Annotated in this window: 16 protein-coding genes and 1 rRNA gene; 8 read left to right on the forward strand and 9 right to left on the reverse strand. The window is 53.4% G+C overall.

Features of this window, described 5'->3' with window-relative positions; translation table 11 throughout:
- Positions 1–113 (reverse strand): 16S ribosomal RNA (locus MUU46_RS07720); the annotation flags it as partial.
- 371 nt (positions 114–484) lie between these two features.
- Positions 485–1,051 (reverse strand): D-glycero-beta-D-manno-heptose 1,7-bisphosphate 7-phosphatase, encoded by a 567-nt coding sequence (gene gmhB, locus MUU46_RS07725; protein WP_159761252.1) that lies wholly within the window; start codon positions 1,049–1,051, stop codon positions 485–487.
- 188 nt (positions 1,052–1,239) lie between these two features.
- Between gmhB and metN the strand changes: the two genes are divergently transcribed.
- From metN to proS, 6 genes are all read left to right on the forward strand, one after another.
- Positions 1,240–2,271, forward strand: coding sequence for a methionine ABC transporter ATP-binding protein MetN (gene metN, locus MUU46_RS07730; protein ID WP_159761250.1), 1,032 nt, complete (start codon positions 1,240–1,242; stop codon positions 2,269–2,271).
- On the forward strand, positions 2,264–2,917 hold the full coding sequence (locus MUU46_RS07735) for a methionine ABC transporter permease MetI (protein ID WP_110510867.1): 654 nt from the start codon (positions 2,264–2,266) through the stop codon (positions 2,915–2,917). Before metN ends, MUU46_RS07735 begins: the two co-directional genes overlap by 8 nt.
- A gap of 41 nt (positions 2,918–2,958) precedes the next feature.
- Positions 2,959–3,774, forward strand: a complete 816-nt coding sequence (locus MUU46_RS07740) for a MetQ/NlpA family lipoprotein (protein WP_159761248.1) — start codon at positions 2,959–2,961, stop codon at positions 3,772–3,774.
- A 106-nt stretch (positions 3,775–3,880) separates the two neighbouring features.
- Positions 3,881–4,285 carry an envelope stress sensor lipoprotein RcsF gene (rcsF, locus tag MUU46_RS07745; protein ID WP_159761246.1) on the forward strand — a complete coding sequence of 135 codons (405 nt, stop codon included), beginning with the start codon at positions 3,881–3,883 and terminating at the stop codon, positions 4,283–4,285.
- Positions 4,282–4,989 carry a tRNA (N6-threonylcarbamoyladenosine(37)-N6)-methyltransferase TrmO gene (gene tsaA, locus MUU46_RS07750; protein WP_159761244.1) on the forward strand — a complete coding sequence of 236 codons (708 nt, stop codon included), beginning with the start codon at positions 4,282–4,284 and terminating at the stop codon, positions 4,987–4,989. The genes rcsF and tsaA overlap by 4 nt, the downstream gene beginning before the upstream one ends.
- A gap of 112 nt (positions 4,990–5,101) precedes the next feature.
- Entirely contained in the window at positions 5,102–6,820 is a 1,719-nt protein-coding gene (proS, locus tag MUU46_RS07755) for a proline--tRNA ligase (protein ID WP_258965240.1), read from the forward strand.
- Between the two features lie 78 nt (positions 6,821–6,898).
- On the opposite strand, the gene nlpE is transcribed toward proS, so the two are convergent.
- Genes nlpE through MUU46_RS07770 form a run of 3 tightly spaced genes read right to left on the reverse strand, consistent with a single transcriptional unit; the run spans position 6,899 to position 8,592 of the window.
- Positions 6,899–7,597 (reverse strand): envelope stress response activation lipoprotein NlpE, encoded by a 699-nt coding sequence (nlpE, locus tag MUU46_RS07760; RefSeq protein ID WP_258965241.1) that lies wholly within the window; start codon positions 7,595–7,597, stop codon positions 6,899–6,901.
- Between the two features lie 30 nt (positions 7,598–7,627).
- The gene (gene arfB, locus MUU46_RS07765) at positions 7,628–8,050 is read right to left on the reverse strand and encodes an alternative ribosome rescue aminoacyl-tRNA hydrolase ArfB (protein ID WP_159761238.1); all 423 of its coding nucleotides are present in this window, start codon (positions 8,048–8,050) and stop codon (positions 7,628–7,630) included.
- Positions 8,047–8,592 (reverse strand): YaeQ family protein, encoded by a 546-nt coding sequence (locus MUU46_RS07770; RefSeq protein WP_258965242.1) that lies wholly within the window; start codon positions 8,590–8,592, stop codon positions 8,047–8,049. The genes arfB and MUU46_RS07770 overlap by 4 nt, the downstream gene beginning before the upstream one ends.
- Positions 8,593–8,787: 195 nt before the next feature.
- Between MUU46_RS07770 and MUU46_RS07775 the strand changes: the two genes are divergently transcribed.
- Both MUU46_RS07775 and rof read left to right on the forward strand, forming a co-directional pair.
- Positions 8,788–8,988, forward strand: coding sequence for a YaeP family protein (locus tag MUU46_RS07775; protein ID WP_110510859.1), 201 nt, complete (start codon positions 8,788–8,790; stop codon positions 8,986–8,988).
- The gene (gene rof, locus MUU46_RS07780; protein ID WP_110510858.1) at positions 8,975–9,235 is read left to right on the forward strand and encodes a Rho-binding antiterminator; all 261 of its coding nucleotides are present in this window, start codon (positions 8,975–8,977) and stop codon (positions 9,233–9,235) included. Before MUU46_RS07775 ends, rof begins: the two co-directional genes overlap by 14 nt.
- A gap of 17 nt (positions 9,236–9,252) precedes the next feature.
- Here rof and tilS read toward each other — a convergent pair whose 3' ends face one another.
- From tilS to accA, 4 genes are all read right to left on the reverse strand, one after another.
- Positions 9,253–10,554, reverse strand: a complete 1,302-nt coding sequence (gene tilS, locus MUU46_RS07785; protein WP_258965243.1) for a tRNA lysidine(34) synthetase TilS — start codon at positions 10,552–10,554, stop codon at positions 9,253–9,255.
- Positions 10,555–10,557: 3 nt separating this feature from the next.
- Positions 10,558–10,947: a VOC family protein gene (locus MUU46_RS07790; RefSeq protein ID WP_258965244.1), complete on the reverse strand. Its 390-nt coding sequence runs from the start codon at positions 10,945–10,947 to the stop codon at positions 10,558–10,560.
- Positions 10,948–11,007: 60 nt separating this feature from the next.
- Positions 11,008–13,146 (reverse strand): lysine decarboxylase LdcC, encoded by a 2,139-nt coding sequence (locus MUU46_RS07795; RefSeq protein WP_258965245.1) that lies wholly within the window; start codon positions 13,144–13,146, stop codon positions 11,008–11,010.
- Positions 13,147–13,248: 102 nt separating this feature from the next.
- On the reverse strand, positions 13,249–14,208 hold the full coding sequence (gene accA / locus MUU46_RS07800; RefSeq protein WP_159761214.1) for an acetyl-CoA carboxylase carboxyl transferase subunit alpha: 960 nt from the start codon (positions 14,206–14,208) through the stop codon (positions 13,249–13,251).

Genomic DNA, 14,208 nt, shown 5'->3' on the forward strand with positions numbered 1-14,208 from the left:
CCCGTCCGCCGCTCGTCACCCAGAGAGCAAGCTCTCCTGTGTTACCGCTCGACTTGCATGTGTTAGGCCTGCCGCCAGCGTTCAATCTGAGCCATGATCAAACTCTTCAATTTAAGTTTGATGCTCACGAATTAAACTTCGTAATGAATTACGTATGTTCACTCATAAGACTTGGTATTCTATTTAGCGTCTTTCGACGTTAAGAATCCATGTCACTTTGAGTGCCCACACAGATTGTCTGATAAATTGTTAAAGAGCAGTGAGTTACGCGCTTTCGCTTGCTAACTCGAGGTGGCGTATACTACGCTTTCCTCTTTCAGAGTCAACCCTTAATTTCAGGATTTTTAACTCTCATCGCCGCCGGTACACTGTGAAGTTGTTCACATGTTCCGTGTCGATGGAGGCGCATTATAGGGAGCTGCTGAGGAATGACAAGCGGAAAAATGCATTTTTATTTCAACCGCTCATCTTTTCGCCTGAACGCTTACTTATTCTGCTTTTTGATGGCTGCAGGCAGCGCCGCAAGGCTATTAAGCACCCAATCCGCTGCATTTTCCGCCTCATCGGTCACTGGCTTGCCGGTACGCACTAATACTTTAGTACCGACGCCTGCAGCGGTGGCTGCCTGCATATCCTCTATTTTGTCGCCAACCATAAAGGAGGCGTCCATATCGATATGAAGGAAATCACGGGCAGAAATCAACATTCCCGGATGTGGCTTACGGCAATCGCAGACCTGACGGTACTCTTCTACTGTTCCTTGCGGATGATGGGGACAGAAATAGATGCCATCCAGATCAACACCACGATCGGCCAAAGACCAGTCCATCCACTCAGTTAATGTTTCGAACTGGGCTTCGGTAAATTTGCCCCGAGCAATTCCGGACTGGTTGGTCACCAACACCAGCGCATAGCCCATATCTTTTAGCTCACGCATAGCGTCAATGGCGCCATCGATAAATTCGAATGCGTCGATTTCGTGGACATAACCATGATCGACATTAATAGTGCCATCACGGTCTAAAAAAATAGCGGGTACGGTTTTTGCCACCGGTTTGCTCCTGAGTAAGGCTTGTGGCGCTAGTATCTCATTTTTCCTGCGCCAATAAAGTGCTCATTATTGCCCTCCCGGATTGATTTAGACGTCTGGATGCCTTAACATCCATTTCATTGACGTCGCTGCACCTCTGCAGCAGCACAAAACGCCACGGCAAATCACTAAACGATTATAAATAGCTAATGATAAAACTTTCGAATATCACCAAAGTGTTCCAGCAAGGCAATAAAAGCATTCAGGCGTTGAATAACGTCAGCCTGCATGTGCCTGCCGGGCAAATTTACGGCGTCATCGGAGCATCAGGTGCAGGTAAAAGCACGCTGATCCGCTGCGTCAACTTACTCGAGCGCCCAACCCAGGGAAGCGTTCTTGTTGATGGGCAGGATTTAACTGCCCTTTCCGAATCACAGTTAACCAAAGCACGTCGCCAGATTGGCATGATTTTCCAGCATTTTAACCTGCTGGCATCACGTACCGTTTTCGGGAACGTTGCCCTGCCGCTTGAGCTGGACAACACCTCTAAAGAAGAAGTGAAGCGACGCGTGACGGAACTGCTGGAACTGGTTGGTTTGTCAGATAAACACGACAGCTACCCGGCGAACCTTTCCGGTGGTCAGAAACAGCGCGTGGCCATCGCCCGTGCGCTGGCAAGCAATCCAAACGTTCTACTGTGTGATGAAGCCACCAGCGCACTGGATCCGGCCACTACCCGTTCTATTCTCGAACTGTTGAAAGACATTAACCGTCGCCTCGGCCTGACCATTCTGCTTATCACGCACGAAATGGACGTGGTGAAGCGTATCTGTGACTGCGTGGCGGTTATCAGTAACGGTGAGTTGATCGAGCAGGATACGGTGAGCGAAGTCTTCTCTCATCCGAAAACGCCACTGGCGCAACAATTCATTCAGTCCACACTGCACCTGGACATTCCGGAAGACTATCTGACTCGCCTGAAACCAGAACAGCTGGCGGACAGCGTGCCGATGCTGCGTATGGAATTTACCGGCCAGTCCGTCGATGCACCGCTGCTGTCAGAAACCGCCCGCCGCTTTAATGTGAACAACAACATTATTAGTGCGCAGATGGATTACGCCGGCGGTGTGAAGTTCGGCATTATGCTGACTGAAATGCACGGCACACACGAAGATACGCAAGCCGCCATTGCCTGGCTGCAAGAACACCATGTGAAAGTAGAGGTACTGGGTTATGTCTGAGCCGATGATGTGGTTACTGGCGCGTGGCGTCTGGGAAACGTTGGCAATGACCTTTGTTTCCGGTTTCTTTGGTTTCGTATTGGGTCTGCCTGTGGGCGTGCTGCTATATGTCACGCGTCCTGGCCAGATTGCTGAGAACGTGAAGCTGTACGGTATCCTCTCTGCACTGGTGAATATCTTCCGTTCTATTCCATTCATTATCCTGCTGGTATGGATGATTCCATTTACCCGCGTGATTGTCGGAACGTCTATCGGCCTGCAGGCAGCGATCGTTCCACTGACCGTAGGTGCAGCACCGTTTATCGCCCGTATGGTGGAAAATGCCCTGCTTGAAATCCCAACCGGGCTGATTGAAGCTTCCCGCGCAATGGGTGCAACGGTCATGCAGATCGTTCGCAAAGTCCTGTTGCCAGAAGCGTTGCCGGGTCTGGTGAACGCGGCCACCATTACGCTCATCACTCTGGTCGGTTACTCCGCGATGGGCGGTGCCGTCGGTGCCGGTGGTTTGGGTCAGATTGGCTATCAGTACGGTTACATCGGCTATAACGCCACGGTAATGAACACCGTGCTGGTATTACTGGTTGTTCTGGTTTATTTAATTCAATTCTCTGGCGATCGTATCGTCCGGGCTGTCACTCACAAGTAACGTTACACACAACATACAACTCTAAGAGTTAAGGAAAGAAAATGGCGTTCAAGTTAAAAACCTTTGCGGCAGTAGGTGCCCTGATTGGTTCTCTGGCACTCGTGGGTTGTGGTCCGGATCAAAAAGACCCTAACCATATTAAAGTCGGTGTGATCGTGGGTGCAGAACAGCAGGTTGCTGAAGCTGCTCAGAAAGTAGCAAAAGAGAAGTATGGCCTTGACGTTGAACTCGTGACCTTCAACGACTACGTCCTGCCTAACGAAGCGCTGAGTAAAGGCGATATTGACGCCAACGCCTTCCAGCACAAACCATACCTGGATCAGCAGATCAAAGATCGTGGCTACAAACTGGTTCCAGTCGGCAGCACCTTCGTTTATCCGATTGCTGGTTACTCCAAAAAAATCAAATCTTTGGACGAACTCCAGCCGGGCTCTCAGGTTGCGGTGCCTAACGATCCAACCAACCTCGGTCGCTCCCTGCTGCTGCTGCAGAAAGTGGGCCTGATCAAACTGAAAGAAGGCGTTGGTCTGCTGCCGACCTCTCTGGACATTACCGAGAACCCAAAAAACCTGAAAATTGTTGAGCTAGAAGCTCCGCAGCTGCCACGCTCCCTGGACGATGCTCAGATTGCACTGGCCGTTATCAACACCACTTACGCAAGCCAGATTGGCCTGACTCCGGCAAAAGACGGCATCTTTGTTGAAGACAAAGACTCCCCGTACGTAAACCTGATCGTGAGCCGTGAAGACAACAAAGATGCGGAAAACGTGAAGAAATTCGTTGAAGCGTATCAGTCTGACGAAGTCTACGAAGCCGCCAACAAGATCTTCAACGGTGGCGCGGTTAAAGGCTGGTAATCTTTTCACAAAGTAATATCATTCAGGACGGGCTTTTGCCCGTCTTGTCATTTTGGCGGGCAGCTGATTCAATAAGTTCGGCTTTTTAATACATTGAGGAAATACTATGCGTGCTTTACCGATCTGTTTTGTAGCGCTCATCCTGAGCGGCTGTTCCATGTTAAACAGATCTCCCGTAGAACCTGTACAAAGCACCGCAACTCCAGCAAAAACCGAGACTGCCAAACCGAAAGCACCGCGCCCTGCCCCGGTAAAAATCTATAACAGCGCCGAAGACCTGCTTGGCAAACCGTTCCGCGATCTCGGCGAAGTCAGTGGCGAATCCTGCCAGGCATCAAACCAGGATTCTCCACCGAACATCCCGACCGCCCGCAAGCGTCTGCAAATTAACGCTGCGAAAATGAAAGCCAACGCGGTTCTGCTGCATAGCTGTGAAATCACCAGCGGCACGCCAGGCTGCTATCGCCAGGCCGTTTGCATCGGAAGCGCCCTCAACGTTTCGGCGAAATGAGTGCATTTTCCTTTGAGCAGATAGGTGTTATCCGCTCGCCCTATAAAGAGAAGTTTGCCGTCCCGCGCCAGCCCGGTCTGGTGCAACACGGTAACGGCGAACTTCACTTGCTGTCTCCATATAATCAGCCAGATGCCGTTCGCGGTCTTGAAGCCTTCAGCCACCTCTGGGTGCTGTTCGTGTTTCATCAAACCATGGAAGGCGGTTGGCGTCCGACCGTTCGTCCTCCCCGTCTTGGCGGAAATGCCAGAATGGGTGTGTTTGCAACCCGATCGACTTTCCGTCCAAACCCTATCGGAATGTCACTGGTCGAACTGAAAGACATTCGCTGTCATAAAAACCACGTCATTCTGCAACTCGGCAGTCTGGACTTAGTGGACGGCACGCCGGTCGTGGATATCAAACCGTATCTGCCGTTTGCCGAGGCGCTACCGGATGCCCAGGCGAGCTACGCGCAGCAAGCACCGGTTGCCTGCGTAGACGTCAGCTTCACCGCAGAACTCGAAAGCGCATTTCCGTCACTTGAAAAGCATTATCCTCATCTTCGCGCTTTTATAATGGATGTACTGGCCCAGGACCCGCGTCCGGCCTACCGTAAAGGGGAGGAGACAGGAAAAACTTACGCCGTCTGGCTGCATGATTTTAACGTTCGCTGGCGCGTCACCGACGCCGGGTTCGAAGTCTTTGATCTGGAAGCGCGCTAATTTTCTTCTCCTCTCTTTTGACAACTCTGCCAGGCTGATAAACTAAACCACTTTTTTTGTATCTGGCGGGCTTTCCCGCCTGTGCCGATCGTTCAAATGGAACCGTAATAACATGCGTACTAGTCAATACTTGCTCTCCACGCTGAAGGAGACACCTGCCGACGCCGAGGTTATCAGCCACCAGCTGATGCTGCGCGCCGGGATGATTCGTAAGCTCGCTTCCGGGTTGTACACCTGGCTGCCGACCGGCCTGCGCGTCCTGAAAAAAGTCGAAAACATCGTGCGTGAAGAGATGGATAACGCCGGTGCAATCGAGGTGTCCATGCCCGTGGTTCAGCCTGCTGACTTGTGGCTGGAGAGCGGTCGCTGGGAGCAGTACGGCCCTGAACTGCTGCGTTTTGTCGATCGCGGCGATCGTCCATTTGTTCTCGGCCCAACGCATGAAGAAGTCATCACCGACCTGATTCGTAACGAGCTGAGCTCTTACAAACAGCTGCCATTGAACTTCTATCAGATCCAGACCAAATTCCGCGATGAAGTTCGTCCCCGCTTTGGTGTGATGCGCTCCCGTGAATTCATCATGAAAGACGCCTACTCGTTCCATACATCCCAGGAATCCCTGCAGGAAACGTATGACGCGATGTACGCGGCTTACAGCAAAATCTTCAGCCGTATGGGTCTGGATTTCCGTGCTGTTCAGGCAGATACCGGTTCTATCGGCGGTAGCGCATCTCACGAATTCCAGGTACTGGCGTCCAGCGGTGAAGATGACGTTATCTTCTCTGACTCCTCTGACTTCGCGGCAAACATTGAGTTTGCCGAAGCGCTGGCACCAAAAGCACCGCGTGCGGCGGCTACCCAAGAAATGACGCTGGTTGAAACGCCAAATGCAAAAACCATCGCCGAGCTGGTTGAGCAGTTCAATCTGCCGGTTGAGAAAACGGTTAAAACTCTGCTGGTAAAAGCAGCTGAAGACAGCGCGTACCCGCTGGTTGCGCTACTGGTGCGTGGCGATCACGAACTGAACGAAGTGAAAGCTGAAAAACTGGCCCACGTTGCCAGCCCGCTCACTTTCGCAACCGAAGCTGAAATTCGTGCCATCGTCAATGCCGGTCCGGGTTCCCTCGGCCCAGTCAACATGACCATTCCAGTGGTTATCGATCGTACCGTTGCCGCAATGAGCGATTTCGCTGCTGGCGCAAACATCGACGGTAAACACTACTTCGGCATCAACTGGGACCGCGATGTAACGACCCCGGAAGTGGCTGATATCCGTAATGTGGTGGCAGGCGATCCAAGCCCAGACGGTCAAGGCACGCTGCTTATCAAACGCGGGATCGAAGTCGGTCACATCTTCCAGCTCGGAACCAAGTATTCCGAAGCAATGAAAGCTTCAGTGCAGGGTGAAGACGGTCGTAACCAGACCCTGACAATGGGCTGTTACGGTATCGGGGTGACCCGCGTGGTTGCAGCGGCTATCGAGCAGAACCATGACGAGCGCGGCATCGTTTGGCCGGACAACATTGCTCCATTCCAGGTTGCAATCCTGCCAATGAACATGCACAAATCCTATCGCGTTCAGGAGCTGGCCGAGAAACTGTACGCCGAGCTGCGTGCTCAGGGTATTGAAGTGCTGATGGACGATCGTAAAGAACGTCCGGGCGTGATGTTTGCCGATATGGAACTGATCGGTATTCCACATACCGTGGTCATCGGCGACCGTAACCTCGACAGCGACGAAATTGAATACAAATACCGTCGTAATGGCGAGAAGCAGATGATCAAAACCGGGGATATCCTCAACTACCTGGTTCAGTCGATTAAAGGCTAAATCTGCCGCCCTTCAGGCATAAAAAATGCCAGCCCATTATGCGGCTGGCATTTTTTTATCTGCAGTTTACGTTCTGCTTCAGTTACCGCACGCTTTACCCGGCATGAACTTCGCGTCTTTATCGGCTTTCAGGGTTTTCACCTGTTCGCCAGTATCCGGATTGGCTTCCAGCGTGAAATGGCCTTCAACGGTCAGGAGCACAGGCTTGCTTTCCGTGCCACGCGCAGCAGCATAATCACGTTCCAGCTGGGCGTTATTTGCCACCGCCACACGTTTGCCCGTCGCGCAATCGGTAAAGACGGCTGCATCCGCCATGTAGATATACATCCCGCGCATCGCCATTGGCGTGATTGGCAGACTGGATTTCACCGGCTCCAGCGTGTAATTCAGCGATGAGACAATCGGATTGCCTTCTCTGTCCAGCATTTCCAGCTTATCGCCTTTCGCACGATAGTAAGACTTCTCGCCTTTGCTGTCGGACAGCACCAGCTTTTCAGCCGTGCGGGCCCATGTACCGTAGGAACCGAACGATGAAGGCTCACGGGTAACGCCCTGATAACGCTCATTCATCACCCAGGTACCGTCTTTTTCCAGGAACAGCGACGTTTCAATTCCCTCGCAATCAGCGCACGGCAAAACGCCGCGCCAGCTTTGCTGCATCGGTTGCAGGGCGGTGTCCTGCCCTGTTTTTAACGTCTGTTCATCTGAACGGTTATTACAGCCAGGCAATGCGCAAAGCATGCTAATCGCTGCGAGGGTCACCAGTACCTTCTTCACCTTAATTTCCTTATGTGGCTCAATGTGGGGTCAGTCCCCGGAACTCCGGACTTTGCCGCGCATCGCTTTTACCGATGACTTCTGCGACTTAGACGCCAGCCGGCGCTCTTTCGACGCCCGTGTTGGGCGTGTTGCCCGACGGTGTTTTTGTACAACGGTCAGGGTCTGAATCACCGAGACCAGCCGCGCGACGGCCGCTTCACGGTTCATTTCCTGGCTGCGATATTCCTGCGACTTAATGATTATCACGCCATCGGCGGTAATCAGATGGTGGCTGGCAGCCAACAGTCGCTCTTTGTAATACTCTGGCAGGCTGGAGGCCCGAATGTCAAAGCGCAGGTGAATCGCCGTTGAGGTCTTATTCACGTTCTGCCCGCCGTTGCCCTGCGCACGAATCGCGGTGATCTCCACCTCTTCGTCGCCCAGAGACACCGACTGGGAGATAACTATCATTTCGGCTGCTGCCAGCAGGTTGGGACGATTTCCAGATTATTCTGATCGTCGGACAGCCACAGCGTGCCTTCCTGAAGCGTAGCCTGGAGTGACATATTGCGCACCGCAAACGCCGTCAGCTGCGACAGTTGCGTATCGTCAAAGTACCAGATGCTCAGGTTTTTGAACCCGGCCAGCGCGGACTGATTTTGCTGCCACCAGATTTCCGCGGCACGGCTGTTGTAGGTGAACAGCGCCACCTGCTTCGAACGTGAACAGGCTTTCTTAATGCGGCGTTCTTCGGGTAAACCGAGTTCAATCCACAGATCGATACCCAAATGATCGTTGAGCAGCCACACTTCCGGCTCGTCATCTGCGCTCAGGCCGCGGGTAAACTGCAGACGATCGTCGGCATACATGATCCATGCCAGCAGGCGCAGCATCATACGCTCTTCGGTTTCTGAGGGATGACGTGCCAGCGTCAGGCTGGCATCGAGAAACTGGTTACGGTCGAGGTCGGCAACATTGACCGCCGCTTTATAAATTGTCGCTTTCAGCGCCATGATTTTACTCCTGAAAATTGGCGGCCATTGTACCGAAATCAGCCGCAAAAGGCTGTCGCCAATTCACCGCAAGACAGCTCATCCTGCTGATATTGCTTAAATGAGTATGGTATAGTCACCTTGCTAAACAGAGTTTATCTTCGTAGGCTTAAACTTGCATCCCACAGTTAAGTCAGAATGCTGACAGGAGGGCATGTGGAAAAGTATTGTGAGCTAATACGCAAGCGGTATGCGGAAATCGCCAGCGGAGACCTGGGATATATACCTGATTCGCTGGGTTGTGTGCTAAAAGTATTGAATGAAGTGGCGTCAGATGACGCGATTTCAGAGTCGGTCAGGGAAAAAGCGGCCTTTGCGGCGGCAAACTTACTGGTGAGCGATTATGTCAATGAATGAGTCTTATCAACCCATCAACTGTGATGACTATGACAATCTCGAACTCGCCTGTCAGAACCATCTCGTTTTGGCGCTGGAGCTGAAAGATGGCGAAGTGCTGAAGGCGAAAGCAAACGATCTAGTCTCACGCAAAAACGTTGAGTACCTTGTCGTTGAAACCTCAGGCGAAAGCCGCGAGCTGCGACTCGACAAAATAGCCAGCTTTAGCCACCCGGATATCGGTACCGTGGTGGTAAGCGAAGAGTAATCCGCAGACGGGCAGTGCTACTGCCCGTTTTTTTGTTTGATCATTGCCAAACCAACGTCCCCTTCCCTGCACTGCCCACCGAGCGTCACAAAGTATCCCGCCGCTGCAATTAACGTCTCATTATAAAAAAGCAGCGGTGTGGTTTCTCTCAACCACGGCGCGACGCCCAGCTCCTGCCAGATTTTTTTGAGCTTACGCCCCCCGCTGCGCCCAACAATATGCAACGTGCCGGACGCGGTATAACGCACGCTAACGTGCTCATCGGCGTTCGGCGCGCGGATATCAGCTCCCTCACTGCAACGAAGCGTATCACCATTGGGTAGCGGCAGCGGTTGAGTCATATCAGCCCACGCCAGCTGGGTGGCATTTTGCCGTTCGTACGTCGGGACCCACCACAGCTGCTGCTGATAGCGTCGAACTTCGAAATCGCCCAGGCGCACCAGCGGATTTGCATCATCACGCGCCAGCGCCACTTCCCGCCACAGTCGTTCCAGCATCGCTCGTGACGGCATCTTCGCCTGATGCCCCGCCAGCCAGCGACGAAGCAATGCCCCGCGGTGGGAGTCGCTCACCTTCAACAGCGGTTCAATGGCAAGCTGTCCTTGCGCACCGGTAAGCGTGGCCAGTTCTTCAGCCAGCAGCTCATCCAGTAAATCTTCCTGCTCACCGCACAACGCCGCGCTGCGTGCCGCCGCTTCGGCAAAATGTGGCCAACGTTCCGTCAGGAGCGGCACTACCCGCAGGCGCAGGAAGTTACGATCATAAGCGTCGTCGCCATTACTTTCATCTTCAATCCAGCGTAACTGGTGTTTGGCAGCCCACTGCTCAAGCGCTTCTCTGCGCAGGTTGAGCAATGGGCGCAGTAGCGTCGTTCCGGCAAAGGCCGATTCTACAGACATGCCCGACAGCCCCGCCGGACCACTGCCGCGCTTGAGCGCCAACAGCAGCGTTTCACACTGATCGTCTAAATGCTGAGCCGTGACCAGCGCTTCGCCCGGTTGCAATGCCGCACGGAAAGCGTCGTAGCGCGCTTCACGGGCGTGAGCCTCAATACCAAGCCCTTCGTCTGCCAACGTTACCCTTACCACTTCCAGCGGTACTTCCAGCCCAGAACAAACCTGCCGACAGTGCGCCACCCAGGCGTCAGCGTTTGCACTCAACCCATGATGAATGTGGATAGCGCGCAGTGTGACGTCAGGTGATTGCTCTCGCCAGCACGACAGCTGATGCAAAAGCACCGTCGAATCCAGGCCGCCGCTGAAGGCGACCAGAAAATGTCGATAAGGTTGTAACGCGTCGATGACAGATTTCAGGCTCATGAGTTATTGCTGATACAGCTCCAGCGGCAGTCCGTCCGGATCGCTAAAGAAAGTAAAGCGGCGGTCGGTAAACGGGTCGATTCGAATCGCCTCACATTTCACGCCGTAGCTTTCGAGATGGGCAACGGAAGCATCGAGGTCATCCACGCTAAAGGCCAGATGGCGTAGGCCGCACGCTTCAGGACGTGACGGACGTGCAGGCGGAAACGGAAAAGAAAACAGCTCAATAGTGTACTGGCCGTTAAGCGCCAAATCGCCTTTCCAGGAATCCCGCTCTTCACGATAAAACTCGCCCTGCAGGGTGAAGCCCAGAATATCGCAGTAGAACGCCTTACTCCTGGCGTAGTTGCTTGCGATGATGGCGATGTGGTGAACCTGTTTTAAACCCAGCATGTTTTCTCCTTATTGATATCCGCAGCACGTTACCTGTGGCGAGACGCCTGACGCAAGACATCAGGCCTCTTTTAAGACTCGTACCCAGTACACGCCATCTTCATCACGCTTCGCGCCGTGGATGTCGGTTTCAAAGCCAGGATAATGACGCCCAATGGAACACAGCATCAACAGGAAATCGAGCACCGCACGGCTTTCCTCAGTGATGACCTCTCCCGGCATCAGCAGCGGAACGCCCGGTGGATACGGCAGGATCATGTTAGCCGAAACGCGCCCCACCAGCTGCTCTATCTGGATTGTTTCCACCTCACCTTTGATCTGCCGCTGCCAGGCTTTGTGCGGCGTCATTTTCATTTCCGGCAGTACGTCGAACGCACGCAGCATCAGATGCGAGAGCTGATGCTGACAGATAAGTTTGTGGATCCCTCGCGCCAGATCCTGAATACGCATGTTGCGATAGAAATCGGGATCCTCCGCATACAGATCCCGCAGCATGTTTTTGACCCGTAAATTCAGATCGTAGGCGCGCTTAAACTCCGTCAGGCCACGCAGCAAGCCCATTGCACGTGTTTTGTCGATCCCGATGCTGAACAGGAACAGCAAATTATACGGCCCGGTTTTCTCGACCACCACACCTCGTTCATCGAGGAATTTCGCCACCAGCGCCGCCGGGATCCCCTCTTCGCTCATGTTGCCTTGCTCGTCCATCCCCGGCGTCAGGATCGTCACTTTAACCGGATCGAGGAACATATGATCCGCATCAGCATCGGAAAATCCGTGCCAGTCTTCTCCCGGCGAAACCGGCCAGCATTCGGCTTCATCTACCTTTTCAGGCTGCCAGATATCAAAGAACCAGCCTTCAGACTCTTCGCGCAGACGTTGTACCTCTTTACGGAAATGCAGCGCACGCTCAACGGAACGGTTAATCAGGCGCTTACCCGGATTTCCGCGCAGCATCGCCGCGGCGGTTTCAATCGAGGCTACAATCGGGTAACTCGGCGACGTCGAGGTGTGCATCATAAAGGCTTCGTTGAAGGTGTCTTCGTCATAGTCGCCTTTGATATGGATGAGCGACGCCTGCGACAGCGCGGCCAGCATTTTATGCGTGGACTGCGTTTCGTAGATGACTTTGCCCGGCAGACGATCGCCGCTCATGCCGCTTTTACCTTCATAAATCGCATGAAAATTCGTGTAAGGCACCCACGCAGAATCAAAGTGAATCGACGGCACGTCGAGTGTTTCTTTAATCCAGGTGGTGTTATACAGCAGACCATCATAGGTGGAATTGGTGATAACCGCGTGTACCGGCCATTCCGCCCCAAAAGTGGCGCTGACTTTTTGCGTGATGCTGTCGCGGGTAAATTCCCGTTTCGGGATCCCCCCCAGAATGCCAAGCGCATTGCGGGTCGGCTTCAGCCACAGCGGCACCACGTCACTCATCATCAGTAAATGCGCCAGCGACTTATGGCAGTTGCGGTCAATCAACAACGTACTGCCCGTCGGAGCCGCGTACATGCCGACGATTTTGTTCGACGTCGACGTGCCGTTGGTCACCATGTAACTCTGCTCGGCTCCAAATGTGCGGGCGATATACTCTTCCGCTTCCAGATGCGGGCCGGTATGGTCGAGCAGCGAGCCCAGCTCAGTCACCGATATCGAGACATCCGCCTTCAGGGTATTTCCGCCGAAGAAATCGTAAAACAGACAGCCCACTGGACTTTTTTGATACGCCCCTCCCGCCATATGTCCTGGCGTACAGAAGGTATATTTCCCCTCTTTCACATAATTAAACAGCGCCCGGGTAAACGGCGGAGTGATGTTGTCGAGGTATTCGCTTGTGTACTGGCGTATGCGCGTGGCGATGTCTTCTTCCGCACCCAGTGCGTACTCAAAGAACCACAGCGCCATGCGCATATCGTTAACGCTGACATCCAGCGTGGAATGAGTGTTGATGAATGCGTAAAGCGGCAAATATTCGTTGAGCTGATTGATATCGCGGCACAGTTCTTCACCGTATTCATCCCAGTCGAAGATAACCCCGCAGATACGCGGATTCTGCTCAATGAACTTGATTAGGTCAGCGCTGTTTTGCGGCCAGATAATTTTGAATCCCTGCTGCGTCAGCGACGCTTCCAGATCCTTAATCGGCTGATCTTTATGGTAGACGCCGTGCGGCCCCATGATGGCGATAATATTCACGCATTCCTCCTGGAAAAAAACCTGTGCTAATCATAGCGCAGCTGAACTGCAGCTATAAAAAAAGCCACACGACGTGTGGCTTTTTCGGAGCACTCTTTACGCTTACGCGTAGCCGTAGCTCATCAGGCGCTGGTAGCGACGGTTGAGCAGGTCTTCGGTGCTCAGCACTTCCAGGTCTTCCAGATCGGCCAACAGCTGGGCTTTCAGGCTTGCTGCCATCGCTTCCGGCTTGCGATGTGCGCCACCCAGTGGTTCAGGGATAACGGTATCGATAAGCTTCAGCTCTTTCAGACGCGGCGCAATGATGCCCATGGCTTCAGCAGCCAGTGGCGCTTTGTCAGCGCTTTTCCACAGAATGGAGGCGCAGCCTTCTGGAGAGATAACGGAATAGGTGCTGTATTGCAGCATATTCACTTTATCACCCACACCAATAGCCAACGCACCACCGGAGCCGCCTTCACCGATAACGGTGCAGATAACCGGCACCTTCAGGCGAGACATTTCACGCAGGTTGCGCGCGATCGCTTCAGACTGACCACGCTCTTCCGCGCCGACGCCAGGGTATGCACCCGGGGTGTCGATGAAGGTCACGATTGGCATCTTGAAGCGTTCAGCCATTTCCATCAGGCGCAGCGCTTTACGGTAGCCTTCCGGAGCCGGCATACCGAAGTTGCGGCGAATTTTCTCTTTGGTTTCACGGCCTTTCTGGTGACCAATGACCATCACCGGGCGCCCATCCAGACGTGCGATACCGCCGACAATAGCTTTGTCGTCGGCATAGGCACGATCGCCCGCCAGCTCGTCAAACTCATCGAACGCCAGGCGCAGATAATCCAGGGTATATGGGCGCTGCGGATGGCGTGCCAGCTGGGCCACTTGCCATGCACCAAGATCGGCGAAGATTTTACGTGTCAGTTCTACGCTTTTTTCACGCAGACGATGCACTTCTTCGTCGATGTTAATATCCAGTTTTTCATCCTGACGGCCCACGGCGGTCAGAGAATCGATTTTCGCTTCCAGCTCTGCAATCGGCTGTTCGAAATCAAGGAAATTCAGACTCAT

This window comes from Scandinavium tedordense (assembly GCF_024764965.1).
Taxonomy (GTDB): domain Bacteria; phylum Pseudomonadota; class Gammaproteobacteria; order Enterobacterales; family Enterobacteriaceae; genus Scandinavium; species Scandinavium tedordense.

What these genes read in the sequence shown, in the direction of transcription:
- metN (WP_159761250.1), top strand. Translation starts at nt 1,240, where the DNA reads ATGATAAAACTTTCGAATATCACCAAAGTGTTCCAGCAAGGCAATAAA.
- MUU46_RS07735 (WP_110510867.1), top strand. Translation starts at nt 2,264, where the DNA reads ATGTCTGAGCCGATGATGTGGTTACTGGCGCGTGGCGTCTGGGAAACG.
- MUU46_RS07740 (WP_159761248.1), top strand. Translation starts at nt 2,959, where the DNA reads ATGGCGTTCAAGTTAAAAACCTTTGCGGCAGTAGGTGCCCTGATTGGT.
- rcsF (WP_159761246.1), top strand. Translation starts at nt 3,881, where the DNA reads ATGCGTGCTTTACCGATCTGTTTTGTAGCGCTCATCCTGAGCGGCTGT.
- tsaA (WP_159761244.1), top strand. Translation starts at nt 4,282, where the DNA reads ATGAGTGCATTTTCCTTTGAGCAGATAGGTGTTATCCGCTCGCCCTAT.
- proS (WP_258965240.1), top strand. Translation starts at nt 5,102, where the DNA reads ATGCGTACTAGTCAATACTTGCTCTCCACGCTGAAGGAGACACCTGCC.
- arfB (WP_159761238.1), bottom strand. Translation starts at nt 8,050, where the DNA reads ATGATAGTTATCTCCCAGTCGGTGTCTCTGGGCGACGAAGAGGTGGAG.
- MUU46_RS07770 (WP_258965242.1), bottom strand. Translation starts at nt 8,592, where the DNA reads ATGGCGCTGAAAGCGACAATTTATAAAGCGGCGGTCAATGTTGCCGAC.
- rof (WP_110510858.1), top strand. Translation starts at nt 8,975, where the DNA reads ATGTCAATGAATGAGTCTTATCAACCCATCAACTGTGATGACTATGAC.
- tilS (WP_258965243.1), bottom strand. Translation starts at nt 10,554, where the DNA reads ATGAGCCTGAAATCTGTCATCGACGCGTTACAACCTTATCGACATTTT.
- MUU46_RS07790 (WP_258965244.1), bottom strand. Translation starts at nt 10,947, where the DNA reads ATGCTGGGTTTAAAACAGGTTCACCACATCGCCATCATCGCAAGCAAC.
- accA (WP_159761214.1), bottom strand. Translation starts at nt 14,208, where the DNA reads ATGAGTCTGAATTTCCTTGATTTCGAACAGCCGATTGCAGAGCTGGAA.